The sequence below is a fragment of the Bacillus cereus group sp. MYBK220-1 genome (assembly GCF_051916445.1).
GTDB lineage: Bacteria > Bacillota > Bacilli > Bacillales > Bacillaceae_G > Bacillus_A > Bacillus_A cereus.
The window spans coordinates 66,724-92,944 of the sequence record NZ_JBQAGQ010000010.1; the positions used below are offsets into that span (position 1 = coordinate 66,724).

Consider the following 26,221-nt stretch of genomic DNA (forward strand, 5'->3'; position numbering starts at 1 on the left):
AAATGTTTTTATTTACGTAAAATAAAAACAGACGTAATCGATATTTACGGGCATTTTGTTTTCATGTACCTTCGCTCCAGCAGCAGGGAGTTACGAGATACACCTCCGTAGAGGAACAAAATACAAACGATAAACTCACATTACAAGGCTACCTTTTTATTTTACACAAACGCTATTATATCTTTTACCCAGAGTTTCGTCAAGCGAGTACGTTTTTGTTTTATGCATATAAATTTTGGAAGTTAATATAAGAAGGAATTTAAAACAATATAGAAGAAGAGATAGAAACACAAATAAAACGCTTACATAAAATGAAGGAAAACGTTCATCAAATTTTTATGGATGAATATGCGGCAATAAAAACATAAGGGGGATGTTTTTATGAAAAAGAAGCATATGGAGACAGCGTTAATTCATCACGGTTATACACCTGAGGAACATAAAGGAAGTTTAACACCACCTTTATTTCAAACTTCTACATTTACATTTGAGACTGCGCAGCAAGGAGAGGCGAGTTTTGCGGGAGTGGATCCATCTTATATTTACTCACGGCTTGGAAATCCAACTGTGAAATTATTTGAAGAACGTATGGCGGTGTTAGAAGGAGGAGAAGAGGCACTTGCCTTCGGATCTGGTATGGCAGCTATTTCAGCGACTTTAATCGGTTTTTTAAAGGCTGGAGATCATATTATTTGTTCAAATGGATTATACGGATGCACGTACGGTTTTTTAGAAGTGTTAGAAGAAAAATTTATGATTACGCATTCGTTTTGTGATATGGAGACAGAGGTTGATATTGAAAATAAAATTCGCCCAAATACAAAGCTTATTTTCGTTGAAACACCAATTAATCCGACAATGAAATTAATTGATTTAAAACAAGTGATTCGGGTTGCGAAGCGAAAAGGTTTACTTGTTATTGTTGATAATACATTTTGTTCACCTTATTTACAAAGACCGCTTGAGCTTGGCTGTGATGCTGTTGTGCATAGTGCGACAAAATATATTGGTGGTCATGGCGACGTTGTGGCGGGTGTAACGATTTGTAAAACGAAAGCATTAGCTGAAAAGATTCGCCCGATGCGAAAGGATATCGGCGGTATTATGGCACCGTTTGATGCATGGTTATTATTACGCGGGTTAAAGACGTTAGCAGTAAGAATGGATCGTCATTGTGATAATGCAGAAAAAATTGTATCGTTCTTAAGAAAACATGATGCGGTAGAAGATGTTTGGTATCCAGAAGGAGAGTTAGCATCTCGTCAAATGAAACGCGGGGGCGGTGTTATTTCTTTTTCAGTAAAAGGCGGAAAAGAAGAGACGCAAGCGTTTATTAATGATCTTCACTTTATTACAATTGCGGTGAGTTTAGGAGATACAGAAACGTTAATTCAGCATCCAGCAACGATGACGCACGCTGCGATTCCAGCTGAACTAAGAAAAGAAATGGGCATTTTCGATAATTTAATACGCTTATCAGTCGGTTTAGAATCGTGGGAGGATATCGTTTCTGATTTAGAGCAGGCATTAAAGAAAATATCTACTGTTAATCAATAAAAAAAGAGTGAGCTATCGGTTTTGTACAGGACGTACTAAATCGATAACTCGCTCTTTTCTTTTTACATATGTTTTAGGAGTGTTTCCACAAACTTTTCTAAATAGCGCTGATCTACTTCATCGAAACGATTCTTTTCGGGACTATCAATGTCAAGTACACCAATGACAGCTCCTTCTTTCACAATTGGTACAACGATTTCTGAATTAGAAGCACTATCGCAAGCGATGTGACCTGGGAATTGGTGAACGTCTGCTACAAGCTGTGTTGTTTTCGTTTCAGCTGCTACGCCGCAAACGCCTCGTCCAAATGGAATGCGTACGCAAGCAGGCATTCCTTGGAACGGTCCAAGGACAAGCTGATTTCCTTCTGTTACGTAAAAGCCAACCCAATTAACGCGATCTAAAAATTGGTTTAATAATGCGGAAGCATTTGATAAGTTTGCGACTACGTTTGATTCGCCAGTTAATAACGCATCCAGTTGTTTAATTACTGTCTCATATTGCTGCACACGAGATCCTGCATAACTTTCTTTAGTAAACATGGAAACAGCTCCTTTTTTATCGAGATGTGTAAAATATTAGCAAAATACGATGTATTTCACATGACTTTGTCGATAGAAAATTAAAGGAATTTGTCTTAAAAGTCAAGAAATTTAAACTATAGCTGTTCAGTGAGGGGAAGTGAGCGCATGAAGCAGACGAAACAAAAAGTAATTGATGCGGCAATATCGTTGTTTAATACGAAAGGTTATGATGGAACGTCGGTGCGAGACATTGCAAAGCGAGCGGATGTGAATGTAGCGAATATTTCATATTATTTTGCTGGGAAGCAAGGTTTATTAGAACAGCTTATTACTGATTTTTTAGAAGGATATATTCATGTGATTGAAATGTCGTTTGAACAGAGAGAGTATTTGTCGGCTAAAGATGTAATGGTGCAAATGGTGCGCGGGATTTTACGATATCAATTTGAAAATAGAGAACTAACACGTTTCTTCTACCGAGAGCTTTCGCTTGATACGACATTAATTCGTGAAGTGATGACCGTTTATTTTTCTAAAGAAAGATATTATATAGAACAAATGATTAGACAAGGACAAATGAAACAAGAATTTCAGAAAGTATCATTTACAATGTTTATGACGCAATTAAAAGGTATGATAAGTATGCCGTTTTTATATCCACAATATATATCAGAAGTACTCCATTCTTTCCCGTCTGAGACATTTTTCATAGAAATGTATACGAAAGAGATTGAGCAATGGATGGAACAAGCATTATGTAAAGCGAATATGTACCATGAATGGCCAAGAGCTGTTCATATGTGAAGAATCCCCACCTAACGAACTGAGGTGGGGATTTTTATGTTTACTTTTCTTTGCCATAAATTGTTACATAATAGCGCGATAATTGTTAATGCAGCTCCAGCGATTTCAATTTTATCGACTGTATAACCTCGAAAGATAGAACCAATGAGTGCAAGGATAGGAACTAAATTCATAAATAATATGCCGTTAATAGATGAAATATAGCGATTTCCCATATTCCAGCAAAATACAGCGATAACGCCTGCGATAATCGACATATAAAAGAGCTCAAAACGAACGCTCACAACTGTACGCAGTGACGGCATAGTAACTATATTTGTGTACGTTAAGAAAGTAACAATAACGATGAGTGAAATGGAGCCAAATAAACAAGTTAATGTCGTGTACCTAAGTGGTGACCAAGATTGAAAACGAGCAGCCCCGTTTGTATAAATGACCCAGCAAGTAACGCCGCATAGCATCAATATATTTGTTGATAAGTGGCTTGCAGCTCCAAATAGTAATTCAATATTTCCTTTTGAAATGACAAGCATAACACCAAGTAATGCAACGAACATACAAAGGAATGTATAGTTTTGTGGGCGGCGATTTTGGGTTATCCATTGCAGTGATAAGGCAATCAGTGGCATAAGGGATTGAATCATAGCTGCATGGATTGCTCCGGAAGGTCCGGCAAGTTGCTGTCCGTAGAAAACGAGAAAACCATACCCCGCGAAACCGACTGTCCCGTAAAAGAATAGAGAAAGTGTTCTTTTTTCTAAGCGGAGTGAAGTCTTTCCTTCAGTAATTAATAGCAAAATAAGAAAAATAATAGCTGCTGATCCATAGCGAAGCGTTGTGAAGAAGAATGGATCGATAAATTGCAGAGCACTTGCCATTACAGGAAACATAAATCCCCAGGCAGTGACGGCGAGTAAGCATAGAAAGGATCCGAGTAGCATTTGTTTTTTGTTCAAGAGTATCTTTCCCCTTTACATTTCGTTATAGTAAGTTGATGAAATAAGTATAAAGAGTAATTGTTTATAGGAGGAAATATCGATTTCTTATAACGGTTATAACTTTTTGTTAGAGGTGTGTACGATGGATTTGGAGGCAGTACGATCGTTTATTGAAGTGAAGCATACGCGAAGTTTATCAAAGGCAAGTAAGATTTTACATATATCACAACCAGCGCTTAGTAAACAAATTCAAAAGTTAGAAGCGGATTTAGAGGTTACTTTACTTAAACGTTCTGCGCAAGGAGTAGAGTTAACGGAGGCAGGAGAGTTATTTATAAAAAGAATGTTACCGATTTTGGAGCAAATAAATGAAGTGAAAACAGAAATGAGGGGGTATCAAGAGAACCGGAAGTTTTCAATTGGTATACTACCGAGTTTAGCGGAGCATTACATATCAGAATGTAAAGATATATTAGGTGATGAGTTCGAAGTGGAATGGCAAATCGGGCATACGGAAGTATTAAGAGATTTATTTAAAGCGCGGGAGATTGACGCGATGTTCATCGATTCAGTAGTAGAAGGTGCTACGTATATAAAAGAAGTGCAACAAGAGAAAATTGTTTGTGCCGTTTCAAATAATCATCCGTACAAAGAGAAGATAGTCATTCAAATAGAAGAGCTGCACAATGAAAAATTAATTGTATATCCAGAAATATGTGATGTAAGGAAAATGATTATGAACATGTTTCATGAAATAGGTGTAAAACCAACTATAGCTGTGGAAACATCTTACGCAGAACCGATGCTTGCAATGGTAAAAGCTGGCCTTGGTATCACGTTACTTCCAGAAAGGGCAGTAGAGCAGTCTGTAAGGCAAGGAAATGTACATGTAATTTCTGTTGAACCACCACTCATGCGGAAAATTTATTTCGTATCCCATACGAAAGATTGTTTGTTATTACAATCATTTGAGGATAGGGAGTGAGGTAGGCGGAATATTGAGAAAGATTACAATCACATTGAAAGAAACATGAAATTTTAAAAAAAACTAGGTCAAAAACAAACCATTACATGGTATGATTAGTACATTGTTAGTTGTTAAATATAGGGGAATTCCCTTTTTATACATAATGCCTTCCATTTCATAAACGGAACGGACAAAAAAAGAGATATAACTAGGAGGCTTTTTTGCATGGATTCTATCCTGACGATCGTTATCATTGTAGTAAGCTCTATTCTAGTGCTGCTCATGATAGAGCTTGTGATAAGAAATCGTTCATATAAAGATATTGAAGCACTGGAGCAGTGGAAACAAGAGATAAAAGATAAACCTGTGGCAGATGAACTAAAACGGGTAAAAGATTTAAACATGACGGGTCAAACAGAAGAACTGTTTGGTAAATGGCGTGAAGAATGGGATGAAATTGTATCAACAACCCTTCCGAAAGCTGACAAAGATTTAGCGCAAGCGCGAAAATTCGCCTCGCAATTCTCCTTCCGAAAAGCAAAGCATGCGATGAACGAATCCATAAGTGGTTTAGATGACGCTGATAATCGTATTACTGACATTTTAAATGAATTACAGCAATTGTTAGAAAGCCATGAGAAAAATAGCTCGGAAATTGAAGGGTTACGTGATACATATCGTAGTATGAAAAAGAGTGTTCTTGCTCATAGACATATGTATGGAGCAGCAGAGCAGAAAATCGAAGAGATGCTAGACGCTGAATCTGAGAAATTTAAAACCTTTGAAGAAGCAACAAACAATGGCGACTATTTAAAAGCGAGAGAAATTGTTATTAGTTTGGAAGAAGGTTTAGCAGATTTAGAAATCATTATTCACCAAATTCCAGATTTATTGGTAGAGTGTCAAGCGACGTTACCAGTTCAGCTGGAAGATTTATTACACGGACATAATGATATGGTAAGACAAGGTTATGTATTAGATTATTTGGAAGTCCCTAAAGAAGTTCGCGATATGACGAAACAACTACAAACATGTTTAATGGATATACAGGAGCTTCATATAACAGAAGCGGCTGAAAAAGTAGAAAACTTAAAAACACGTTTAGATGGCTTCTACGATCAATTGGAACAAGAAGTACATGCGAGACATTATGTGGAGCAAAAAACACTTTCTGTTTACGATGACTTAGAAGAAATGCGTATCGAAACGATTGAAACGAAAACAGAAACACAACTTGTGAAACAAAGCTATCAGTTACAAGATAAAGACATTGAGTCTCAAAAAGTAATTGAAAAGCAAATGCACATTTTAACGAAACGTTTTGAAATGCTACAATTACGCGTTGCAGAACAAGATATTGCCTTCTCTATTATTCGTGAGGAACTAGAAGAGGTTTATGAGCAATGTGAAACGTTAAAAGTACTTCATGCAGAATATAAAGAAATGCTGCAAGCGATGCGCAAAGAAGAATTTGAAGCACGTGAGAAGTTACAAGAAATGCGAAATACTATTTTCGAAACGAAACGCTTTATGCAAAAGTCGAATTTGCCAGGTCTTCCAGAGAGTATTATGGAAGATTTAAAAAGAGGGCAAATGGCAATGCAAGCTGTATATGAACAATTAGAAGTGAAGCCGTTAAATATGAACGCTGTAAATAGCAGTTTAGAAGAAGCATACACAACTGTGAACGGTGTGGCTGAAATGACAGAAGAGTTAATTGGACAAGCATATTTAGTGGAAAAATTAATTCAGTACGGTAACCGTTACCGTAGTCATGATGAAAACCTAGCAGAAAGTTTAAATTATGCTGAGAAATTATTCCGTGAATACCAATACGATGCAGCTTTAGAACAAGCGGCTTCAGTATTAGAGCAACTTGAACCTGGCGTTGTTCAAAAAATAGCTGAATATGTAGACAATGAACAAACCCTTTCATAAAAGGGTTTGTTTTTTTGTGTAATTTTGCAGACGATGTTGCTATAATGAATAGCGGAATACAGCAAGGTTATTCGTTTCAAAATAAAGTGAAACTGTAATCAGTAGGAGGATTCATCCCCATTGATTACTAGCCTTCACCAATCGGGCATTTACGGACAGCCCGACTCCTACCTAACTTCTTTGCTCTAACTGGATTTTGAGGTGAGAGTCTTATTGCCCGTTCATGCGGGATAAAGTGAAACTGTAATAGGAGGGCATCCTCGACAATTATTAGCCTTCACCAATCGAGATAAAATGGAACCTTTGCGTAGTCTTAGCGTAATGACACGTATTTATGATATGATTATACGATGTGATAGCGCTGAAAGGGGAAGAACGATGATCTATTTTGATAATAGTGCGACGACGAAGCCATATCCAGAAGCTCTTCAATCGTACGTGACGGTTGCTGGGAAATATTTTGGTAATCCTTCTTCTATTCATTCGCTTGGAGGAGAGGCAGAGCGTCTATTAACACAATCAAGAACGATTGCAGCGCAGCTTCTTCGTGTTAAACCTTCTGAAATTATTTTTACATCAGGTGGAACGGAAGGGAATAACCTTGCGATTAAAGGGATAGCGATGAGGAATCGTTCGCGTGGCAAACATATCATTACAACAAATATTGAACACGCGTCTGTGTTTGAGGCATATAAGCAATTAGAAGAACTCGGGTTTGATGTAACATATTTACCGGTTAACGAGCATGGTGTTGTGTCGGTAGAAGATGTGAAACGAGCACTTCGTGAAGATACGATTCTTGTGTCAATTATTCATGTGAACAACGAAACTGGAGCAATTCAGCCCGTTGCTGAAATTGGAACGTTATTATCGAATCATCCGAAAATAAGATTCCATGTAGATCATGTACAAGGGATAGGGAAAGTACCGCTTGATTTATATGCGTCTCATATTGATCTTTGCTCAATATCTGGACATAAATTCCACAGTGTAAAAGGAACGGGTCTTCTTTATGTACGCGATGGCGTAAGATTAGATCCGATTTTATCAGGTGGTCAACAAGAGCTTAAGTATCGTTCTGGTACAGAAAATTTACCTGGCATTGTAGCGATGGTGAAAGCACTTCGTATGACAATGGAACAAGTGAAAGAAAAGGTAGCTCATTTGCAAAGTTTACAAGCAGAGCTTGTTCGTTTCTTTAAAGAGATGGAAGATGTAACGATTAACACGTCGCTTGCATATGCAGCACCGCACATTTTAAATGTATCATTTGTTGGTTTAAAACCAGAAGTAGTCGTTCATGCTTTAGAAGAACACGGTGTATATGTGTCAACGAAATCTGCTTGTTCTTCAAAAGCAAATGAAGTGAGCAGAGTGTTAGTGTCAATGGGAGTGCCGCATGCAGCAGCTGCAAGCGCTATTCGTATTAGTTTGGCACCAGAAAACACAATGGAAGAAGTAAAACAATTTGAAGGTATTGTAAAAGAGACGATGCCAAAATTATATGAAGTGATGAGGTAAAGAAATTATGTTGAAATATGAATATATTTTAGTGCGTTACGGAGAAATGACGACAAAAGGTAAGAACCGTTCTAAGTTTGTAAGCACATTAAAAGATAACGTGAAGTTCAAACTGAAAAAATTCCCAAATATTAAAATCGATGCAACACATGATCGTATGTACATCCAGTTAAATGGTGAAGATCATGAAGCAGTCTCTGAAAGATTGAAGGATGTATTTGGTATTCATAAGTTTAACTTAGCGATGAAAGTACCATCAGAATTAGAAGACATTAAAGAAGGTGCATTAGCAGCTTTCTTACAAGTAAAAGGTGATGTGAAAACATTTAAAATTACTGTACACCGTTCTTATAAGCATTTCCCAATGAGAACGATGGAATTATTACCTGAGATTGGCGGACACATTCTAGAAAATACAGAAGATATTACAGTAGATGTTCATAATCCAGATGTAAATGTACGCGTAGAGATCCGCAGTGGCTATAGCTATATCATGTGCGATGAGCGTATGGGAGCTGGCGGTTTACCAGTTGGCGTTGGCGGAAAAGTAATGGTACTTCTTTCTGGTGGTATTGATAGCCCAGTAGCAGCTTACTTAACGATGAAACGCGGCGTATCTGTGGAAGCAGTTCACTTCCATAGTCCACCTTTCACAAGTGAGCGTGCAAAACAAAAAGTAATCGATTTAGCACAAGAGTTAACGAAGTATTGTAAACGAGTAACGCTTCACCTTGTTCCGTTTACAGAAGTGCAAAAAACGATTAATAAAGAAATCCCATCTAGCTATTCAATGACGGTTATGCGCCGTATGATGATGCGTATTACAGAACGCATTGCTGAGGAGCGTAACGCACTTGCAATTACGACTGGTGAAAGTCTTGGACAAGTAGCAAGCCAAACGTTAGATAGTATGCATACGATTAACGAAGTAACAAACTACCCAGTTATTCGTCCGCTTATTACGATGGATAAATTAGAGATTATTAAAATCGCTGAAGAAATCGGCACGTATGATATTTCAATTCGTCCATATGAAGATTGCTGTACTGTATTCACACCAGCAAGCCCAGCGACGAAGCCGAAACGTGAAAAAGCAAATCGTTTTGAAGCGAAATACGATTTCACACCATTAATCGATGAAGCTGTAGCGAACAAAGAAACAATGGTATTACAAACGGTAGAAGTAGTGGCGGAAGAAGAAAAATTTGAAGAACTTTTCTAAAACCATAAATTACCATATCTAAAACGTGTATGAAGTCATGTTATTTATCACACTCTATACTCACAAGGAGGTGATATAACATGTCACGTAGCACAAATAAATTAGCGGTTCCTGGTGCTGAATCAGCATTAGACCAAATGAAATACGAAATCGCTCAAGAGTTTGGTGTTCAACTTGGAGCTGATGCAACAGCTCGCGCTAACGGTTCTGTTGGTGGTGAAATCACTAAACGTCTAGTTTCACTAGCTGAGCAACAATTAGGCGGTTACCAAAAATAATCCCATATGATGGCTTAGAAAGAGCGGGTTCTCCCGCTCTTTCTTTTTTGTGTTGTGTCGCTATTTGTCGGTAAGTCGATGTAATTTCGTTTACTAATTCGACAGAACTGAAAAATTTGTCAAAAGAAGAGGGTTCAAAATTAACTGAAAATTCTTTATTATATAAAGGAGGCATAAAGAAAAGGGAGGATATTTTATGAAGCGAGAAGAATTGTTGGCGCCACCGTCTTATAATTTAGTTTCTGAAATAGAGAAATATACAGGTGATAAAGGGAAGTTAGCTTTAATTTGGCAAGATGATAAAGGGAATCGAAGGGAAGTTACATACGCTGAATTAATGCAAGGTGCGAATAAAATTGGAAACGCTTTTATAAAAAGTGGTTTGCAAAAAGGGGACAAGCTTCTCATTATGATGCCGCGTTTAATTGAAGCGTACATGACGTATATTGCTGCTATTAAAGCAGGATTTGTCGTAATTCCAAGCTCGGAAATGTTACGTAAAAAAGATATAGAATATCGAATTGGACATGGAGAAGTAAAAGCGATAGTAAGCTATGAGCCGTATATTAGGCAGTTTGATGATATAGAAGCGATGGAATCTCTTCGAAAATTTGTCCTGAGCGAACAGTCAGTAGATGGATGGATTAATTTAAAAACAGCGTTAGAAACAGAGAGTGACATGTTAGAAATGGCGAAGACAGATAAAGAAGATATGGTCTTTTTATCTTACACGTCAGGAACGACAGGAAATCCAAAAGGTGTCGTTCATACACATGCGTGGGCATACGCTCATTTACGTACGAGCGCTCCAAATTGGCTCGGAATTGAAGAGAATGATATTGTATGGGCAACAGCTAGTCCAGGCTGGCAAAAGTGGATTTGGAGCCCGTTTTTAGCAACTTTAGGATCAGGGGCAACAGGGTTTGTATATCACGGTAAGTTTGAACCTAAAACGTACCTAAACTTATTAGACGATAATAAGGTGAATGTACTTTGTTGTACACCGACTGAGTATAGATTAATGGCAAAGGTAGAAGATTTAAGCCAGTACAATTTAGAGGCACTACATAGCGCTGTATCGGCAGGTGAGCCGTTAAATAGAGAAGTCATTGAAACGTTCAAAAAGCACTTTCATATTACAGTGAGAGACGGCTATGGGCAAACGGAAAACACATTACTTGTTGGTGTAATGAAAGGGATGGATATTAGACCAGGATCAATGGGGAAACCAACGCCAGGTAACCATGTCGATATCGTAAATGAGGAAGGTACTCCAGTTAAAGTAGGCGAAGTTGGTGATATTGCAGTTCACATTGAAACGCCGGCCCTCTTTAAACAATATTACAAAGACGATGAGCGTACAGCGATGCAATTTCGCGGTGATTATTATATTACAGGTGATAAAGCGAAGAAAGATGAAGACGGCTACTTCTGGTTTGAAGGGCGCGGCGATGATATCATTATTAGCTCTGGTTATACAATCGGGCCGTTTGAAGTAGAGGATGCACTTGTAAAACATCCTTACGTAAGAGAATGTGCAGTTGTCGCAAGTCCTGATGAAATTCGTGGAAGTGTCGTGAAGGCATTTATCGTATTAAGAGAGAATATAGAAAAGAACGAAGAAATATTAATTCCAACACTCCAACAACACGTCAAAGAACTCACTGCACCATATAAATACCCTCGCAAAATTGAATTTGTAGATGAACTACCAAAAACGATTTCTGGAAAAATTCGCCGTATTGAACTTAGAAAACAAGAGATGGAGATTCCGTCAAAATAATTTTGAAAACAGTGAAGTAAATAGTTGAATGAAATGTAAATCAATGATAAAATAAAAACGAACACAAGTTCTATTTTATAAATTTAAAAAAGAGGTGTCCGTATGATTTTAGGTATTAATCCGTACTTAGTTTTAGATGGTAGTGGGCAAGAAGCTGTACAGTTTTATAAAGAGGCTTTAGATGCAAAAGTAGAAGTTATGCAAACTTTTGGTGACATGCCTGAAAATCCAGAATACCCGATTCCAGCTGAAGCGAAAGAGCGCGTTTTACACGCTACTTTAAAAGTTGGTAATACGGATCTTATGATTTCTGATACATTCCCAGGTCAAGGGCATGCAATCGGATCTCAAGTAACAATCGCAATTCAAATTAGTAATGCAGAAAAAGCAAAAGAAGTATTCGATAAGTTACAAGAAGGTGGAGAAGTTATCATGCCACTTCAAGAAACATTCTGGAGCCCAGCATACGGACAAGTAAAAGATAAATTTAATATTGAATGGCAAGTTACAACATCTACTACCGAACAAAAGTAATTTTTAGAAAAGCACCATGTTTTGAAATGGTGCTTTTTTTTATACAATAAAAAATAAAGGAGATGGGATATATGGGAGAAATTTGGTATGGCGGCACCATTTACACAGTGAGAGAAGAAAATGAAAAAGTGGACGCTGTTTACGTTGAAAACGGTACGATCGTTGATGTTGGAAGTAAAGAAGAGTTAGAAAACCAATATGCCGCGGTTACATTGTACGATTTAAAAGGCAAAACAATGATCCCAGGTCTCGTTGATAGTCATATGCATCTTATTGGGCATGGAGAGAGATTACTCCGTCTAGATTTATCAAATTGTACATCTTATGGCGAAGTGCTTACTCTTGTTCAGAAGCGAGTGGAAGAAGCTCCAAAGGGCTCTTGGATTATTGGAGAAGGATGGAATGAAAATAACTTTACAGATACGAAAGATGTTCATGCGCGTGATTTAGATGAAATTTCGAAAGAACATCCCATTTTATTAAAGCGAGTTTGTCGTCACGTTACATGGGTGAATTCATACATACTGCAAGAAGCGAATATAACAGAAAAGGCAGAAGATCCAAAAGGCGGGAAAATTGGTAGAGATTCATCAAATAAGTTAACAGGGCTTTTATATGAACAAGGGCAAGAATTAATTAAACATGTTCAGCCAGAAATTGATGAAGCTTATTTACAAAGAGCTCTGCAAACAGCGATTAAAGATTGCTGGAAATACGGACTTGTTGGCGGGCATACGGAAGATTTAAATTATTATGGTGGTTTTAGAAAAACATATAATGCGTTTTCTCACGTTATAAAAGAAATGCCATTTAAAGCCCATTTGCTCGTTCACCATGAAGTAGCACATGAACGAAGAGAATATGAAAATGAACATTGTATTGAATTTGGAGCAATGAAAATTTTCTCTGACGGTTCTTTTGGCGGAAGAACAGCATTATTAAGTGAACCGTATGAAGATGCGAAGGAAACAAATGGAGTTGCGATTTTCTCACGTGAAGAACTTGCGGAATTAGTAAAGAAAGCACGAGATTTACATATGCCAGTTGCGATTCATACTATCGGTGACTTATCGCTTGAATATGTCATTGATGCACTCGAATTATATCCACCAGCAGAAGGGTTACGTGACCGTATTATTCATTGTCAGCTTGCTCGTGAAGAGTTGATAGAAAGAATGAAAAACTTGCAAGCCATTATCGATATACAGCCAGTCTTTCTTTCATCAGATTTTCCGTCAGTCATTGAAAAACTAGGCGAGCACCGTCTTCGTTATGCGTACGCTTGGAAGACGTTACTGGAAGCAGGATTACACTGCAACGGTGGCTCAGATGCTCCCATTGAACAAGTGAATCCGTTTTTAGGCATATATAGCGCTGTTACACGTAGAAGTTTTATTGACGGTATATGCTATATGCCTGAGGAAAGATTAACGGTTTATGAGGCTGTTTCTTTATTTACAACAGGAAGTGCCTATGCAATCGGAAAAGAAGCGAAGCGAGGGCAAATTGCAAAAGGATATGAAGCAGATTTTACAATATTAGACCGCAATATTTTTGAAATTGAGGCAGAAGAAATAAAAGAAGTACAAGCAGAAATGACCGTAATAGATGGCCAAGTTGTCTATAGAAAAGATGCGTAAAAATATATGAGCGGTTTTCGGAATATATCGACTTACCGACAAAAACTGACAAGAATAACGGCCGGATAGTAAGAGATTATTGTTCGCGCCAATCGGGGGAAATAAATAACCGCAGAATTATGGAATTCCATAATTCTGCGGTTATTTTAATCTTATAAAAACGTTCTCTGTACTTTTTCCCAGAAAGAGTTGTTTTTTAATTTAACTGTTTTAATTTGTTTATCGCTTAAGCGTACAACAGCTTTTTCCACTTGTTTAATGCTAAGCGCTTCGTTATCCATGCCGATAACAGGATAATCGTTACCGTCTGGTCTTAGTTTTAAAGTTAATGTACGTTCGTGATTTAAAATGAAAGGTGAACCGAGCGTACGGTAAGTGTTGTTGTTTAAAGATGCTAGTTCGCTTACTTGGAAACATGGGATAAGCGGGTCAACAACTGCACCATGCAATGATTTATTGTAAGCAGTACTTCCTGTTGGGGTAGAAACTACTAAACCGTCCCCTCTAAATGTTTCGAAATATAAATCATCAACATGAACATCTACAACGAATGTTTTAATAATGCTAGAACGTAATGAGAACTCATTTAAACAATGGAAAGATGTACTGCCATCTACATCTACCTGAATTGTTGGATATTTTCGCACTTCAATTTCATTTTTTGTAATTTCTTGAAGGGCTGTATCAACGTGATCAATATGGAAATCGCAGTAGAAAGAAATTTCATCTTTCGTAGAAATCCCTGCGTATAAGCAATCTTCTCTAAAACCAGTTTTACGAACGGCTTGTAAGAAGGTTGCATCATCTCCAACACTGACGATAGCGTTTGCATTTTTTGGATGATCTAATATGGTAAATCCATTCTCTTCTAAAATACGATAGATTGGTTTCATTTTTTCAACGAGCGTTGCTTTGTCATCACCATAAAAGAAAAATAAATTGCGACGATCTGCCATTATGTATCCCTCCACTGCAGTTAAATTTTCTGTTTTTCGTGCTACATATCATTAGAGTCCGTTCCCTGATGATATGTTCAAATAATATATTTCGATATAAATTGTCAAAATACCTTTTTATTTTTAGAAAAATTTTTATATTCAATCTTATAAAACTCTGTTTAACGATGAATAAACTTGTCGATAATGGGTACGGAGTGAAAGGATGATACGTATGAAGTGGCTCGTAATTGGAATAATAATTCTTCTTCTTTTTATTTTGTTTATACTATTGTCGAAAATAAAGCTTAAGGTGACATTTTTATATTCAGAAATGGAAAAGCAATGTTTGCTTCAAGTGAAAATATGGATGATTCGATATACATTTGATGTGTTGGAAAGAATTGAAAAACAGCAGAAAAAGACAGGACAGAAAATCGAAAAAGCTGAAGAGGACGGCGGACTCGATAATAAAATTATGGCGCAACTTGACAGCATTGGTGAACTGATAAAAAAGCTTCAAGAAGTTCATACTATTGTTAAAGATTTTCTCAAACGAGTGAAAATCAATGGTTGGAAATGGCATACACAAATTGGAGCAGGCGATGCAGCTAGTACTGGAATTGTCACTGGATATGCATGGGGGACAAAAGGTATGGCTGCTGGAGTTGTCGGACAATATATGCATATTGTCGACGTACCAGAATTTGAAATTACCCCAGTTTTTCAAGGGAAAGGATTTGCATCAAGATGCGAGTTAACAGCATCTTTTCGTATATTCCGCGCTATAAAAACTGGCGTCAAATTACTCGTATTTATGAGAAGACAAAGATCTGGTATGACAGAAAAATCTGTTCAAGCATAGGGGGGATATAGAATGGACCATCCAATTCAAGGTTTAATGACAACAGCAATGCAGCATTTAAAACAAATGACTGATGTAAATACAATTGTTGGTGACCCAATTAAAGCGGCAGATGGAAGCGTAATTCTTACAGTTTCGAAAGTAAGTTTCGGATTTGCTGCTGGTGGAAGTGAATTTGGTAAAGTAGAACATTCAGGCCGTCATCCATTTGGCGGGGGAAGTGGTGGAGGAGTTTCTATTAATCCTGTTGCCTTTCTTGTTATAAATGGAGATGGTGTGAAAGTATTGCACTTAGATAAACAAACACACGTCATCGATAAGATAATTGAATTAGCGCCACAAGCTGTTGATAAAGTGAAAGAAATGATGGATAAACGAAAAGAAGATGATCCTGAATTTCAAATTTAACGAATAAAGAAGCTAATCAATAGGTTAGCTTCTTTAATTTTTTTGTAAATAAAGCGATTTTATTTGCATTATCGATAGGGACAAACTATCATTTACATTGTACATATTTTGTTTAAATAAGGGAGGATTTTCAAGTGGCAAACGTAACTTTTAAAGGTAATCCAATGACTTTAGTTGGAACAGAAGTCAAAGTTGGCGATCAAGCGCCAAACTTCCAAGTATTAGCAAACGACTTATCTCCAGTAAGTTTAGAAACATACAAAGGTGAAGTGAAATTAATTAGTGTTGTACCTTCAATCGACACGGGTGTGTGTGATGCACAAACTCGTCGTTTTAACCAAGATGCAGCAGGTATTGAAAACGCGAAAGTATTAACAATTAGCGCTGATTTACCATTCGCTCAAAAACGCTGGTGTGCAGCAAACGGTTTAGAAAATGTTGTAACACTTTCTGACCACCGCGACCTTTCATTCGGTGAAGCTTACGGCTTAGTAATGAAAGAGCTTCGTTTACTTGCTCGTGCAGTATTCGTAGTAGATAGCAATGACAAAGTAGTTTACGCAGAATACGTAAGCGAAGGTACAAGCCATCCAAACTATGAAGCAGCATTAGAAGCAGCTAAATCTGCGAAGTAATGTGAAGAGAATGACCTCTTATAAAGAGGTCGTTTTTTCTCATATATTGCTCTGTAACAGCATCGATATATGAGAAAAAACGTTATATCATATATAACTAAAGGGGAGCTCTTTACAGGAGGTCGCTTTTTCTTTTTGGAAAAAATCACTTTGTGGTATGATATAAGTTATGTGTAAAAGAGAGAAGGAGGAATGTACGTGAGTCAGACAGTAGAAACATTATTTTCTATTTTTGATTCTTCTGCGGTAGTTTTACGTAAAGAATTAGATGTAACATATTTAGAGGCGCTTGTAGAAACAGGTGATAACTTGTTTGAGGGAGCGATTTTACAAGAGGAATTATCCGAATCAGCAATTGAAAGGCTGAATCGTGAATATAGTACGTTTAATGAAGAAACATATAAAGGTGAAGAAATTCGTAAAGCATTTCAGTTAGCCATCTTAAAAGGAATGAAAGAAGGCGTACAAGCGAATCATGAAATGACGCCTGATGCAGTTGGAATGTTCATGAGTTACTTATTCCATAAATTTATGCAAGGTCAAAACGAGATCACAGTTTTAGATCCTGCAATTGGAACAGGTAATTTAATGACTACAGTGTTTAATAGCGCCAAAGAAGGACTAACAATGAGTGGATTTGGTGTAGAAGTGGATGAAGTGCTAATTAAACTTGCTTTAGTAAATGCAAATTTACAAAAGCATGCAATCGAATTCTTCCATCAAGATGGACTAGCACCACTTTATATCGATCCAGTTGATGCAGTCGTTTCAGACTTACCGGTTGGTTATTATCCAAACGAAATCGGTGCAAGTGAATATAAATTAAAAGCAGATGAAGGAATGTCGTATGCCCATCACTTATTTATTGAACAAAGTGTGAAACATACGAAAGAGGGCGGTTACTTATTCTTCTTAGTACCAAACTTCATTTTTGAAAGTGACCAGGCACCAAAATTACATGCATTTATTAAAGAAACATGCTTTATTCAAGGGTTATTACAGCTTCCTGTTTCCATGTTTAAAAACGAGAAAAATGCAAAAAGTATATTTGTTCTCCAAAAGAAAGGCGCTAATGTAACAATGCCAAAACAGGCATTATTAGTGGAGTTGCCTAAATTCTCTAACATGAAGGCGATGGAAGACATTATGGATCAATTAAATACTTGGTTTGCAACACATAAATAAAGCTGGGTATATGTAACAGCATTAGTGATTCATGTAGTACAGTTTTATATAATATGTCATATTTTTAAATATATACAAGATTTAACTGAATTTTTTTGAAATCTGTAATATATATTTTTTCTTGGTGTTACAATTTTTTCACTTGAAATATATGTCGGACGATGTTTAAATTAAAATCGTGAGTATAAAATTTGCTAATGATGAAACGTTTTCATATTTGGTGAATTTGATCAGATAAAATCGAGCGGTTTGTGGAAACATCCACACAACTACCAAGAGAAAAAGGGGCGAAAGACTAGATGTCAAAAATCATCGCGATTAACGCAGGAAGCTCTTCCTTAAAATTCCAATTATTTGAAATGCCAAGTGAAACAGTATTAACAAAAGGTTTAGTAGAACGTATCGGTTTAGAAGATAGTATCTTCACTATTACTGTAGATGGCGAAAAACAAAAAGAAATTACAAACATTCCAGATCACGCAGTAGCAGTTAATATGCTTCTTAAAAAGTTAACTGAAAACGGAATCGTTAAATCTCTAGATGAGATTGGCGGTATCGGTCACCGTGTTGTTCACGGCGGCGAAAAATTTGCTGACTCTGTTTTAATTACTGATGAAGTATTAGCTGATATCGAAGAATTAAGCGATTTAGCACCACTTCATAACCCAGCAAACGTTGTTGGTATTAAAGCATTCCAAGAAGTATTACCAAACGTACCAGCAGTAGCAGTATTCGATACAGCATTCCACCAAACAATGCCGGAATCTGCATTCCTATACAGCTTACCATATGAGTACTATGAAAAATTCGGCATCCGTAAATACGGTTTCCACGGAACTTCTCATAAATATGTAACTGAGCGTGCGGCTGAATTATTAGGTCGTCCAATTGAAAGCTTAAGCTTACTTTCTTGTCACTTAGGTAACGGTGCAAGTATCGCAGCAGTAGAAGGCGGTAAATCTATCGATACTTCTATGGGCTTCACACCACTTGCTGGTGTAACAATGGGTACACGTTCTGGTAACCTTGACCCTGCGTTAATTCCATACATCATGGAAAAAACAGGCCAAACAGTAGAAGAAGTAGTTAACGTATTAAACAAGAAGAGTGGTATGTTAGGTCTTACTGGTTACTCTAGTGACCTACGTGACATCATTGCGAAAGAAGAAGAAGGCGACCACCGTGCGAAAGTAGCACTTGATGTATTCGTAAGCCGTATCCACAAATACATCGGTTCTTACACTGCTCGTATGAAAGGTGTAGACGCAATCATCTTCACAGCTGGTGTAGGTGAAAACAGTGCGATTATTCGTGAGCGTGTATTAGAAGGCCTTGAGTACATGGGCGTATACTTCGATGCAAAACGTAATAACGTATTCGGTGAAGAAGCATTCATCAGCTTCCCACACTCTCCAGTAAAAATTATCGTAATTCCAACTGACGAAGAAGTTATGATTGCTCGTGACGTACTACGTCTTGGAGATATTGGTTAATATATGAAAAGAAAGACGAGATCCTATAGGATTTCGTCTTTTTTCTTTTGGATGTATTTTAAAACTCCATCTGGATATAATATTTTTTCTTTCTGAATGAATGCCGTAATAGGAATCCATTTCGCATACGCTACTGTTTCTTCATCTTGTATATTTAATATTTTCATTTCATATAGTGACGTGTCTAATAAACGCAAAGAATATAGTTGAATGATTTCATGACCAATGTCTCCATCGAGATGAAAGACATTTTCTAAACACCCTAAATAATTGGTGATTTCTATCTCCGTATGAAGCTCTTCTTTAAACTCCCGAATAACAGTATGTGCTGATTTTTCACCAAGTTCAATTGAACCGCCAAGAGGACGATAATATATTTCGCCTTCTGTATAATATTCTTGTACGAGAAGGCGATCTTGATGTACAGCAAGACCGAAAGCTTTTGCACGTGGATACATATAGAATCACTCCTTATTTTTTTGTATAAGGAAGATTATAATATTTTTTGTAGTAAAGGTGTCATGTATTTAAGAATGTGGTCTAATCGTAATTCCATCAAATAAGTCTTTCCAAAATGCTTCATTGTATTGGTATACATCCATAATAGGACATTTCATAACGCAAATACGTTGTAATCCCCAATCTTCTTGGGTGATAGTTGGTATATCGGCAGGAATTAGTAACAGGACAGAGAATGTATGTGTAACGATTTGAGATAAACTTTGTTCTAGGGAACATGCTTCTTCATATGTTCCTCCAGTTCGAATAAATAATATGGATTCTGCCGTTTCAATTGTAGCTAGAAAACGATTAATACGATGTTCATAGTTTAACTTAATTTCTGTATAAGAAGGCCAAGAAGTTGGTGTATTTACATCTGTTTTAAAGTCATGACAGGAGTCAATTTCATAAAGGTTGTCCCTTAATCTTAATTTTGCATCATCATCCCAAAATGAGATGAAGGATAAATTTTCGAAATTTAAAAAGCGGTCAAATCGATTTTGTAATAATACATTCACTTTTTCTAATGAGGGACTTAGCATAAAATCAATAACGCCAAAAAATGGTGATAATTCTAATTGATATAATGCCCAAGCGGGCCAGCAGTTTTGTCCTAAGCTGAATACCGCATTATATTCTTTTTTTATATCGGATAGATTCATGTGATTTATCTCATCCTTTTTGTTAATATTTTATGCCATTCAAAAATGGTATGTGAATAAAGATAGACAAGCATATTTGCAAAGAATAAGCAGAAATATGTTACAATAGAAAAAAATCGAACGAGGTGGTTGTTACGATGCGATCGAAGCGAGAACAAGCCATTTTAGACAATATAAAAGAATGGGAAGCGCAATTAGTTGAGCAAGAAGCGACCGATTTTCAAAAAGTGTTTGATAAATGGTTACATGCTACAGTTGCGAAATTACCTGAGAAAAAGCGAAAAGAATTCTTCACGAAAGCAGATGGATGGCTCTTTCATTTGCATGCATTTATTCAAAGTTCACAAGCACAGTTAGATGCACGTAATCGGATTTTAGGAACATCAAGGTTATTTGATGAATCGATTGAACAGCTTGAAGATTTGAAAGCATTATCTATTGATCAATTAACATACATAGCAGAGCAGCAAACAGCACGTCATCGTCTATATTCATTTGTACAAGGTGGGGCAACAGGTGCTGGAGGTTTATTATTATTAACGGCGGATTTTCCGGTTATGATCGCGTTAAATGTGAAGGCAGTCCAACTTATTGCAACATCATTTGGACATGATGTGAACAAGCCGTATGAAATGATGCTTGCGTTAAAGGTGTTTCATGCGTCATTACTACCAGGAAGACTTCAGCAATATGCATGGTACAATTTATTGCAAGAGCTGGAGCAAGAAGATTCGTTCTTTTACGAAGGAGACGAAGCAGTGCTACAAACAGCTTCTACTGAGGTTGTGTTAAAACAAATTTTGAAGACATTTTCGATTTATGCTCTTCGTCGTAAATTATTCCAAGGTATACCGGTAATTGGAATGGCAATTGGATCTACAGTGAATTATCGTTTAACAAGAAACGTTACTGAATTTGCAAATAGATTTTATCAAGTGCGCCATATAGTCGAGAAAGAAAAAAGAGCATAAAAAAAGCGAGAGGCCGAAGCCTTTCGCTTTTTTAATTTGTTGCATGTTTTTTGGACATTGGAACAGATACTGGCTGCTTTTCTGCTGTTTTTTCTGTTTTTGGATAATAAATTAAATCCAATGTTTTTGCCTGTACGGCAATCGAAAGAATAGTAAAAGCAATTTCTGTCCAATTTAAATAATATAATGAAAGCGCAAGAACAATCGCGTCAAAGACGAAGAAAATTTGCCCAATTGTAAAACGAGTTCGTTTACTTAATACAATTGTTAAAATATCGTCTCCACCGGTTGCACCGCCAAATCGTAATATAAAACCGAGTCCAATACCAGCTAACGCACCGCCAACTACTGCAGCTATAAATAAGTTATTTGATAAATCTACCGTAAATGGAGAATAATTTTCCATAAAGGAATAAAATACTCCGAATGAAATTGAACCTAGGAATGAATAACCAACCATTTTTCTACCTAAAAATGAAGCGCACAGTAAAATAATTGGGATATCCATTAATACAGTTGAAATAGATGGTGAAATATCATAAAAGTTTTGAATGAATAGTGCAATTCCTACAAATCCACCTTCTGTTAAGTGGTTTTGGAAGTGAATGTGATATAGCGCTGCTGCTAAAATAAATGAACCGATTAAAACCATAAAAATTTCTTTAATAATTTGCCGACTTTGGATGTTCCTCATCGTTATTCCTTCTTTCCGTAGTTAGTAGTCCTTTTTGTGTTGTAAACTAACTACGAGCTCACATGTAGCTTTCAGTTAGTTTACGAAAAAACTAACTACGCTATATGTCGCTGAAGAAATAACGAATAATCCTCTCGTCCATCAATTCTCCCTACCTTCGTTTTAGTTTAAGTCTTAAAACGACTAAACAAAACGTGGAGTAGGATTCGTCATTTAGCAATCCTGCTCTTCTTTGTTTTGTTTAGTTAGTAACAATTAAGTCCTAAACAAAACGCTATGTGTAAGAAGAGTCTTTTTTTTGCCAAATTATCCTTCGGGCAATCATAATTTCCCCACTCTCGTATTTTTTTCGCTAGACTAAAGTATCTGAGCTGAAAAATACGCTACGTGTATGATTCGTCAATACGATGCCACATGCTCCTTCGAGCGATCATGATATCAAAATCCCTTCCTTCAAGATTTATACTATTATATCATACTTTTAAAAAATGTATGCGGATGGAAACCGACAATAAACGGAGGGAATCTACAAAAAATGTTATGTTTAAATATTTTTGTAGAAAAGCCTAAGTTATTTCGGAGGATTGGACAGTTTATAACGGTTTGTCCAATAAGTAAGAAAAAAGGGTTTTATTCCGTTGTGTTCTTTTCATCACTTTTATCTTTAAAAAACGCATCCCAACTAATTACACTTAAAAAAGTTAAAGTGATAATAACGAAAGCACGCATAATTTTTAAACCTCCTTTTGTACATAGTATATGAATCATTCGATTCAGAATGTGTCATTTTTTTACAAGTCTTAACTATTATGAGAGTATATTAATATAGATAGATGAAGGGGAGAGTGAAGGTATGCTAAAAGACATGTTCAAAAGAAAAGAATTAATATGCATTTCATGTCAGAAAAAAATTCAATATGAAGAAGAGCTTGTTGCTTTTGTAAAGTTGCCGAAAGAAAGAAGTATATTAGTTGGTCCATTCGATGTATGTTTGGCGAAAACAGCACAAGAAATATATTGTAAATCATGTTATGACAAAAAAAGCATGACCCAAAGTTATTGAGGGGCATGCTTTTTTCATTGGTGTGCTTTCCCCTCAGATACATTTTGAGTGAGTCGATACCAAAGCCAAAGGTCATTAATGATGGAAGCAAGATTGGCAATTTCTGAATTTAGTTTACAAGAAACTTCGAAGTCTTCTTCGTTATTTAAATAATGTTGTTTTGTATTAATATAGTGCTCAAGTTCTTTTATACGATCAGGAATTTTCCCGCGAACTTGTTCCCATTTTAGTAAAATAGCATGTTGCATTTTTTCGGGGATTTCTTCCCAGTCTTCTTGTAAATGTGGAATTTCAATTCCTAGATGTTCATCGTATAAGAAATACTTTTCCATAAGTTCACCCCCGTTTTCCTGCTTATATTGTACATAAAAACAGAAAGAAGTTCGACGAAATTGTTTGAAAAAATTTGAAAATGACTCTTGATACATTTTGTGAAAGGTGGTAAAGTGTGAATTATTATAAAAGGAAATGAATATTTATTCTTTAGGGGGATGCAAAATGGAGAAGAAAAAAGTTGTATTAGCATATTCCGGAGGTCTTGATACTTCCGTTGCAATTAAATGGTTACAAGAGAAGAATTATGATATTATCGCGCTTTGTTTAGACTTAGGGGAAGGTAAAGACTTAGCATTTGTAAAAGAAAAGGCACTTTCAGTAGGTGCAATTAAATCATATATGATTGATGTTCAAGAAGAATTTGCAAACGAATATGCATTGATGGCGATGCAAGCACACACATTATACGAAGGGAAATACCCTCTTGTCTCTGCATTATCTCGTCCGCTTATTGCGAAGAAATTAGTAGAAATCGCAGAACAAGAAGGCGCAACTGCAGTTGCACACGGATGTACAGGGAAAGGAAATGATCAAGTTCGTTTTGAAGTTTCTATTCAAGCATTAAATCCTTACTTAGAAGTGATTGCACCTGTACGTGAATGGAAGTGGTCACGTGAAGAAGAAATTGCCTATGCAAAAGAAAACGATGTACCAATTCCGATTAATTTAGATAGCCCGTTTTCAATCGATCAAAACTTATGGGGACGCAGCAACGAATGTGGAATTTTAGAAGATCCATGGGCAGCGCCGCCAGAAGATGCATATGAGATGACATTGGCATTAGAAGATACACCGAATAAACCAGAGTTTGTAGAAATCGGATTTGAAGCAGGCGTACCGACTACTTTAAATGGCACTGCATATTCACTTGCAGAATTAATTAAAACGTTAAATGCGCTTGCTGGAAAACACGGCGTTGGACGTATTGATCACGTAGAAAATCGTCTTGTCGGTATTAAATCTCGTGAAGTATACGAATGCCCAGCAGCAATGACGTTAATCACTGCGCATAAAGAGTTGGAAGATTTAACACACGTAAAAGAAGTAGCACATTTTAAACCAGTGATTGAACAGAAAATAACAGAACTTATTTATAATGGTTTATGGTTCTCGCCTTTAAAACAAGCGCTTCATGCATTTTTACAAGAAACGCAAAAGAATGTAACAGGTACAGTGCGTGTGAAATTATTTAAAGGTCATGCGATTGTAGAAGGACGTAAATCTGAATACTCTTTATACGATGAAAAATTAGCAACATATACTGCTCAAGATGAATTTAATCATGATGCAGCAGTTGGATTCATTTCATTATTCGGTTTACCGACGAAAGTATACAGCCAAGTGAATCAAAAGAAGGTGGAAGCGTGAGCAAACTTTGGGGCGGACGTTTTACAGAAGAAGCGGAAGCATGGGTTGAAGAGTTCGGAGCATCCATCTCCTTCGATCAACAATTAGTAAATCAAGATATAAATGGGAGTATGGCACACGTAACGATGCTAGCAAAGCAAGGCATCGTGACGCAAGAAGAAGCAGAGAAAATAAAGATAGGTCTTCAATATTTATTGAAAGAAGCAAAAGAGAATAAGCTACAATTTTCAGTAGAAGCAGAAGATATTCATTTAAACATCGAAAAAATGTTAATTGAACAAATTGGCGAAGTAGGAGGAAAACTTCACACTGGCCGAAGTCGTAATGATCAAGTAGCGACAGATATGCATTTGTATTTAAAAGAAAAGGTAGAACATATTATAAAAGCTATAAAACAATTGCAAACTGTTCTTGTTCATCAAGCAGAAAATAACATTGAGACAATTATGCCTGGCTATACGCATTTGCAACGTGCTCAGCCGATTTCATTTGCTCATCATATTCTCGCTTACTTTTGGATGTTAGAGCGTGATGTAAATCGTTATGAAGATTCGTTAAAGCGTATTAATATCTCCCCATTAGGAGCAGGAGCGTTAGCTGGAACGACATTCCCGATCGACCGAGAGTATAGTGCGGAGCTTCTTGGATTTAATGGAATCTATGAAAATAGTTTAGATGCAGTAAGCGATCGTGATTTCATACTGGAGTTCCTAAGTAACTCCTCTATGCTTATGATGCACTTATCACGCTTTTGCGAAGAACTTATTTTATGGAGTAGCCAAGAGTTTCAATTTATTGAAATGAGCGATCAATATGCAACGGGAAGCAGCATTATGCCGCAAAAGAAAAATCCGGATATGGCGGAACTAATCCGTGGTAAAACAGGCAGAGTATACGGTAATTTATTCAGTTTACTCACAGTAATGAAAGGATTACCGCTCGCTTACAATAAAGACTTACAAGAAGATAAAGAAGGAATGTTTGATACAGTTAAAACAGTAGAAGGATGCCTTCATATTATGGCGGGCATGCTTGAAACGATGACTGTAAACAAAGAAAAAATGGGGCAAGCTGTGACGCAAGATTTCTCCAACGCAACAGAAATTGCTGACTATTTAGCGAACAAAGGACTACCATTCCGTAAAGCTCATGAAATTGTTGGAAAGTTAGTGCTATATTGCACACAAAAAGGAATTTATTTATTAGATGTCTCTCTTGAAACATATAAAGAAATGAGCTCCTTATTTGAAGAAGATTTGTATGAAGTGCTGTCACCATATGCAGCTGTAAAGCGTCGTAACAGTGCTGGCGGGACTGGGTTTGAACAAATCAAAAACGCTTTGGAGAAGGCGAAGGGGTTAACGAAAGAAGTTATTAAGAGTTGAGTTGGGAAGTACGC

General features: G+C 36.7%; 26 protein-coding genes. 19 read left to right on the top strand and 7 right to left on the bottom strand.

From position 1 onward, the window contains the following. Positions 1 to 381 precede the first annotated feature (381 nt). Positions 382 to 1,557, top strand: a complete 1,176-nt coding sequence (gene megL, locus ACTFRU_RS26345) for a methionine gamma-lyase (RefSeq protein ID WP_000726570.1) — start codon at positions 382 to 384, stop codon at positions 1,555 to 1,557. 62 nt (positions 1,558 to 1,619) lie between these two features. Here the strand turns inward: megL and ACTFRU_RS26350 are convergent, their stop codons facing one another. Then, a complete protein-coding gene (locus ACTFRU_RS26350) occupies positions 1,620 to 2,099 on the bottom strand; it encodes a GAF domain-containing protein (protein ID WP_000494340.1) in 480 nt (159 codons plus the stop codon). A gap of 147 nt (positions 2,100 to 2,246) precedes the next feature. Between ACTFRU_RS26350 and refZ the strand changes: the two genes are divergently transcribed. Then, positions 2,247 to 2,885 (top strand): forespore capture DNA-binding protein RefZ, encoded by a 639-nt coding sequence (gene refZ / locus ACTFRU_RS26355; protein ID WP_000814923.1) that lies wholly within the window; start codon positions 2,247 to 2,249, stop codon positions 2,883 to 2,885. Between the two features lie 11 nt (positions 2,886 to 2,896). Here refZ and ACTFRU_RS26360 read toward each other — a convergent pair whose 3' ends face one another. Further along, positions 2,897 to 3,841 (bottom strand): DMT family transporter, encoded by a 945-nt coding sequence (locus ACTFRU_RS26360; RefSeq protein WP_016123448.1) that lies wholly within the window; start codon positions 3,839 to 3,841, stop codon positions 2,897 to 2,899. 124 nt (positions 3,842 to 3,965) lie between these two features. Between ACTFRU_RS26360 and ACTFRU_RS26365 the strand changes: the two genes are divergently transcribed. The 8 genes from ACTFRU_RS26365 (at position 3,966) to ACTFRU_RS26400 (ending at position 13,706) form a co-directional block, all read left to right on the top strand. Beyond that, on the top strand, positions 3,966 to 4,808 hold the full coding sequence (locus tag ACTFRU_RS26365) for a LysR family transcriptional regulator (RefSeq protein WP_000362529.1): 843 nt from the start codon (positions 3,966 to 3,968) through the stop codon (positions 4,806 to 4,808). Positions 4,809 to 5,015: 207 nt separating this feature from the next. Beyond that, a complete protein-coding gene (ezrA, locus tag ACTFRU_RS26370; RefSeq protein WP_000377303.1) occupies positions 5,016 to 6,728 on the top strand; it encodes a septation ring formation regulator EzrA in 1,713 nt (570 codons plus the stop codon). 378 nt (positions 6,729 to 7,106) lie between these two features. After that, a complete protein-coding gene (locus ACTFRU_RS26375) occupies positions 7,107 to 8,249 on the top strand; it encodes a cysteine desulfurase family protein (RefSeq protein ID WP_000638992.1) in 1,143 nt (380 codons plus the stop codon). Positions 8,250 to 8,256: 7 nt separating this feature from the next. Further along, the gene (thiI, locus tag ACTFRU_RS26380) at positions 8,257 to 9,471 is read left to right on the top strand and encodes a tRNA uracil 4-sulfurtransferase ThiI (protein WP_000922337.1); all 1,215 of its coding nucleotides are present in this window, start codon (positions 8,257 to 8,259) and stop codon (positions 9,469 to 9,471) included. A gap of 80 nt (positions 9,472 to 9,551) precedes the next feature. Next, complete coding sequence (locus ACTFRU_RS26385; RefSeq protein ID WP_000091640.1) at positions 9,552 to 9,749, top strand: alpha/beta-type small acid-soluble spore protein; 198 nt, start codon at positions 9,552 to 9,554, stop codon at positions 9,747 to 9,749. A gap of 196 nt (positions 9,750 to 9,945) precedes the next feature. Further along, a complete protein-coding gene (gene mbcS / locus ACTFRU_RS26390) occupies positions 9,946 to 11,532 on the top strand; it encodes an acyl-CoA synthetase MbcS (protein ID WP_000817766.1) in 1,587 nt (528 codons plus the stop codon). Positions 11,533 to 11,634: 102 nt separating this feature from the next. Beyond that, positions 11,635 to 12,066 (top strand): VOC family protein, encoded by a 432-nt coding sequence (locus ACTFRU_RS26395; RefSeq protein ID WP_000600350.1) that lies wholly within the window; start codon positions 11,635 to 11,637, stop codon positions 12,064 to 12,066. A 71-nt stretch (positions 12,067 to 12,137) separates the two neighbouring features. Next, positions 12,138 to 13,706: an amidohydrolase gene (locus ACTFRU_RS26400; RefSeq protein WP_006926457.1), complete on the top strand. Its 1,569-nt coding sequence runs from the start codon at positions 12,138 to 12,140 to the stop codon at positions 13,704 to 13,706. Positions 13,707 to 13,858: 152 nt separating this feature from the next. On the opposite strand, the gene ACTFRU_RS26405 is transcribed toward ACTFRU_RS26400, so the two are convergent. After that, positions 13,859 to 14,662 carry an NAD kinase gene (locus ACTFRU_RS26405; RefSeq protein WP_000785177.1) on the bottom strand — a complete coding sequence of 268 codons (804 nt, stop codon included), beginning with the start codon at positions 14,660 to 14,662 and terminating at the stop codon, positions 13,859 to 13,861. 205 nt (positions 14,663 to 14,867) lie between these two features. Here ACTFRU_RS26405 and ACTFRU_RS26410 point away from each other — a divergent pair, with 205 nt between their 5' ends. The 5 genes from ACTFRU_RS26410 to ackA all read left to right on the top strand — a co-directional run bounded on the left by ACTFRU_RS26410 (position 14,868) and on the right by ackA (position 19,227). Then, complete coding sequence (locus ACTFRU_RS26410) at positions 14,868 to 15,506, top strand: DUF2953 domain-containing protein (RefSeq protein ID WP_002164419.1); 639 nt, start codon at positions 14,868 to 14,870, stop codon at positions 15,504 to 15,506. 12 nt (positions 15,507 to 15,518) lie between these two features. Continuing rightward, on the top strand, positions 15,519 to 15,914 hold the full coding sequence (gene ytfJ, locus ACTFRU_RS26415) for a GerW family sporulation protein (RefSeq protein WP_000350003.1): 396 nt from the start codon (positions 15,519 to 15,521) through the stop codon (positions 15,912 to 15,914). 134 nt (positions 15,915 to 16,048) lie between these two features. After that, positions 16,049 to 16,549, top strand: coding sequence for a thiol peroxidase (tpx, locus tag ACTFRU_RS26420; RefSeq protein ID WP_000024525.1), 501 nt, complete (start codon positions 16,049 to 16,051; stop codon positions 16,547 to 16,549). 198 nt (positions 16,550 to 16,747) lie between these two features. Continuing rightward, entirely contained in the window at positions 16,748 to 17,734 is a 987-nt protein-coding gene (locus tag ACTFRU_RS26425; RefSeq protein ID WP_000084367.1) for a class I SAM-dependent methyltransferase, read from the top strand. Positions 17,735 to 18,033: 299 nt separating this feature from the next. Beyond that, complete coding sequence (ackA, locus tag ACTFRU_RS26430; RefSeq protein ID WP_000034575.1) at positions 18,034 to 19,227, top strand: acetate kinase; 1,194 nt, start codon at positions 18,034 to 18,036, stop codon at positions 19,225 to 19,227. A 23-nt stretch (positions 19,228 to 19,250) separates the two neighbouring features. On the opposite strand, the gene ACTFRU_RS26435 is transcribed toward ackA, so the two are convergent. Both ACTFRU_RS26435 and ACTFRU_RS26440 read right to left on the bottom strand, forming a co-directional pair. Continuing rightward, entirely contained in the window at positions 19,251 to 19,685 is a 435-nt protein-coding gene (locus ACTFRU_RS26435; RefSeq protein ID WP_000283500.1) for an NUDIX hydrolase, read from the bottom strand. Positions 19,686 to 19,754: 69 nt separating this feature from the next. After that, positions 19,755 to 20,390, bottom strand: a complete 636-nt coding sequence (locus ACTFRU_RS26440) for a DUF1796 family putative cysteine peptidase (RefSeq protein WP_001053733.1) — start codon at positions 20,388 to 20,390, stop codon at positions 19,755 to 19,757. Positions 20,391 to 20,527: 137 nt separating this feature from the next. On the opposite strand from ACTFRU_RS26440, the gene ACTFRU_RS26445 reads away from it, so the two are divergent. Next, positions 20,528 to 21,361, top strand: a complete 834-nt coding sequence (locus tag ACTFRU_RS26445; protein ID WP_001256850.1) for an EcsC family protein — start codon at positions 20,528 to 20,530, stop codon at positions 21,359 to 21,361. Positions 21,362 to 21,392: 31 nt separating this feature from the next. Here the strand turns inward: ACTFRU_RS26445 and ACTFRU_RS26450 are convergent, their stop codons facing one another. Beyond that, positions 21,393 to 22,055, bottom strand: coding sequence for a YitT family protein (locus tag ACTFRU_RS26450; RefSeq protein ID WP_001244515.1), 663 nt, complete (start codon positions 22,053 to 22,055; stop codon positions 21,393 to 21,395). A gap of 853 nt (positions 22,056 to 22,908) precedes the next feature. Between ACTFRU_RS26450 and ACTFRU_RS26455 the strand changes: the two genes are divergently transcribed. After that, on the top strand, positions 22,909 to 23,118 hold the full coding sequence (locus ACTFRU_RS26455; RefSeq protein ID WP_000910274.1) for a hypothetical protein: 210 nt from the start codon (positions 22,909 to 22,911) through the stop codon (positions 23,116 to 23,118). Positions 23,119 to 23,132: 14 nt separating this feature from the next. On the opposite strand, the gene ACTFRU_RS26460 is transcribed toward ACTFRU_RS26455, so the two are convergent. Next, positions 23,133 to 23,450, bottom strand: coding sequence for a radical SAM protein (locus ACTFRU_RS26460; RefSeq protein ID WP_090977624.1), 318 nt, complete (start codon positions 23,448 to 23,450; stop codon positions 23,133 to 23,135). Positions 23,451 to 23,616: 166 nt separating this feature from the next. On the opposite strand from ACTFRU_RS26460, the gene ACTFRU_RS26465 reads away from it, so the two are divergent. Together ACTFRU_RS26465 and argH are read left to right on the top strand one after the other, a co-directional pair. After that, positions 23,617 to 24,822, top strand: a complete 1,206-nt coding sequence (locus ACTFRU_RS26465; RefSeq protein WP_000412315.1) for an argininosuccinate synthase — start codon at positions 23,617 to 23,619, stop codon at positions 24,820 to 24,822. Further along, positions 24,819 to 26,207, top strand: coding sequence for an argininosuccinate lyase (gene argH, locus ACTFRU_RS26470; protein WP_440037965.1), 1,389 nt, complete (start codon positions 24,819 to 24,821; stop codon positions 26,205 to 26,207). Before ACTFRU_RS26465 ends, argH begins: the two co-directional genes overlap by 4 nt. The last annotated feature ends 14 nt before the right edge of the window (positions 26,208 to 26,221 follow it).

Excerpts from the sequence above, each read along its gene's own strand:
- megL (WP_000726570.1), top strand. The coding sequence starts at position 382 with ATGAAAAAGAAGCATATGGAGACAGCGTTAATTCATCACGGTTATACA.
- ACTFRU_RS26410 (WP_002164419.1), top strand. The coding sequence starts at position 14,868 with ATGATACGTATGAAGTGGCTCGTAATTGGAATAATAATTCTTCTTCTT.
- ACTFRU_RS26400 (WP_006926457.1), top strand. The coding sequence starts at position 12,138 with ATGGGAGAAATTTGGTATGGCGGCACCATTTACACAGTGAGAGAAGAA.
- ACTFRU_RS26375 (WP_000638992.1), top strand. The coding sequence starts at position 7,107 with ATGATCTATTTTGATAATAGTGCGACGACGAAGCCATATCCAGAAGCT.
- ACTFRU_RS26350 (WP_000494340.1), bottom strand. The coding sequence starts at position 2,099 with ATGTTTACTAAAGAAAGTTATGCAGGATCTCGTGTGCAGCAATATGAG.
- ackA (WP_000034575.1), top strand. The coding sequence starts at position 18,034 with ATGTCAAAAATCATCGCGATTAACGCAGGAAGCTCTTCCTTAAAATTC.
- refZ (WP_000814923.1), top strand. The coding sequence starts at position 2,247 with ATGAAGCAGACGAAACAAAAAGTAATTGATGCGGCAATATCGTTGTTT.
- ACTFRU_RS26455 (WP_000910274.1), top strand. The coding sequence starts at position 22,909 with ATGCTAAAAGACATGTTCAAAAGAAAAGAATTAATATGCATTTCATGT.
- ACTFRU_RS26385 (WP_000091640.1), top strand. The coding sequence starts at position 9,552 with ATGTCACGTAGCACAAATAAATTAGCGGTTCCTGGTGCTGAATCAGCA.
- mbcS (WP_000817766.1), top strand. The coding sequence starts at position 9,946 with ATGAAGCGAGAAGAATTGTTGGCGCCACCGTCTTATAATTTAGTTTCT.
- ACTFRU_RS26395 (WP_000600350.1), top strand. The coding sequence starts at position 11,635 with ATGATTTTAGGTATTAATCCGTACTTAGTTTTAGATGGTAGTGGGCAA.
- ACTFRU_RS26465 (WP_000412315.1), top strand. The coding sequence starts at position 23,617 with ATGGAGAAGAAAAAAGTTGTATTAGCATATTCCGGAGGTCTTGATACT.
- ACTFRU_RS26440 (WP_001053733.1), bottom strand. The coding sequence starts at position 20,390 with ATGAATCTATCCGATATAAAAAAAGAATATAATGCGGTATTCAGCTTA.
- ACTFRU_RS26405 (WP_000785177.1), bottom strand. The coding sequence starts at position 14,662 with ATGGCAGATCGTCGCAATTTATTTTTCTTTTATGGTGATGACAAAGCA.
- thiI (WP_000922337.1), top strand. The coding sequence starts at position 8,257 with ATGTTGAAATATGAATATATTTTAGTGCGTTACGGAGAAATGACGACA.
- ACTFRU_RS26365 (WP_000362529.1), top strand. The coding sequence starts at position 3,966 with ATGGATTTGGAGGCAGTACGATCGTTTATTGAAGTGAAGCATACGCGA.
- ACTFRU_RS26445 (WP_001256850.1), top strand. The coding sequence starts at position 20,528 with ATGCGATCGAAGCGAGAACAAGCCATTTTAGACAATATAAAAGAATGG.
- ACTFRU_RS26450 (WP_001244515.1), bottom strand. The coding sequence starts at position 22,055 with ATGAGGAACATCCAAAGTCGGCAAATTATTAAAGAAATTTTTATGGTT.
- ACTFRU_RS26460 (WP_090977624.1), bottom strand. The coding sequence starts at position 23,450 with ATGGAAAAGTATTTCTTATACGATGAACATCTAGGAATTGAAATTCCA.
- ACTFRU_RS26435 (WP_000283500.1), bottom strand. The coding sequence starts at position 19,685 with ATGTATCCACGTGCAAAAGCTTTCGGTCTTGCTGTACATCAAGATCGC.
- ytfJ (WP_000350003.1), top strand. The coding sequence starts at position 15,519 with ATGGACCATCCAATTCAAGGTTTAATGACAACAGCAATGCAGCATTTA.
- ezrA (WP_000377303.1), top strand. The coding sequence starts at position 5,016 with ATGGATTCTATCCTGACGATCGTTATCATTGTAGTAAGCTCTATTCTA.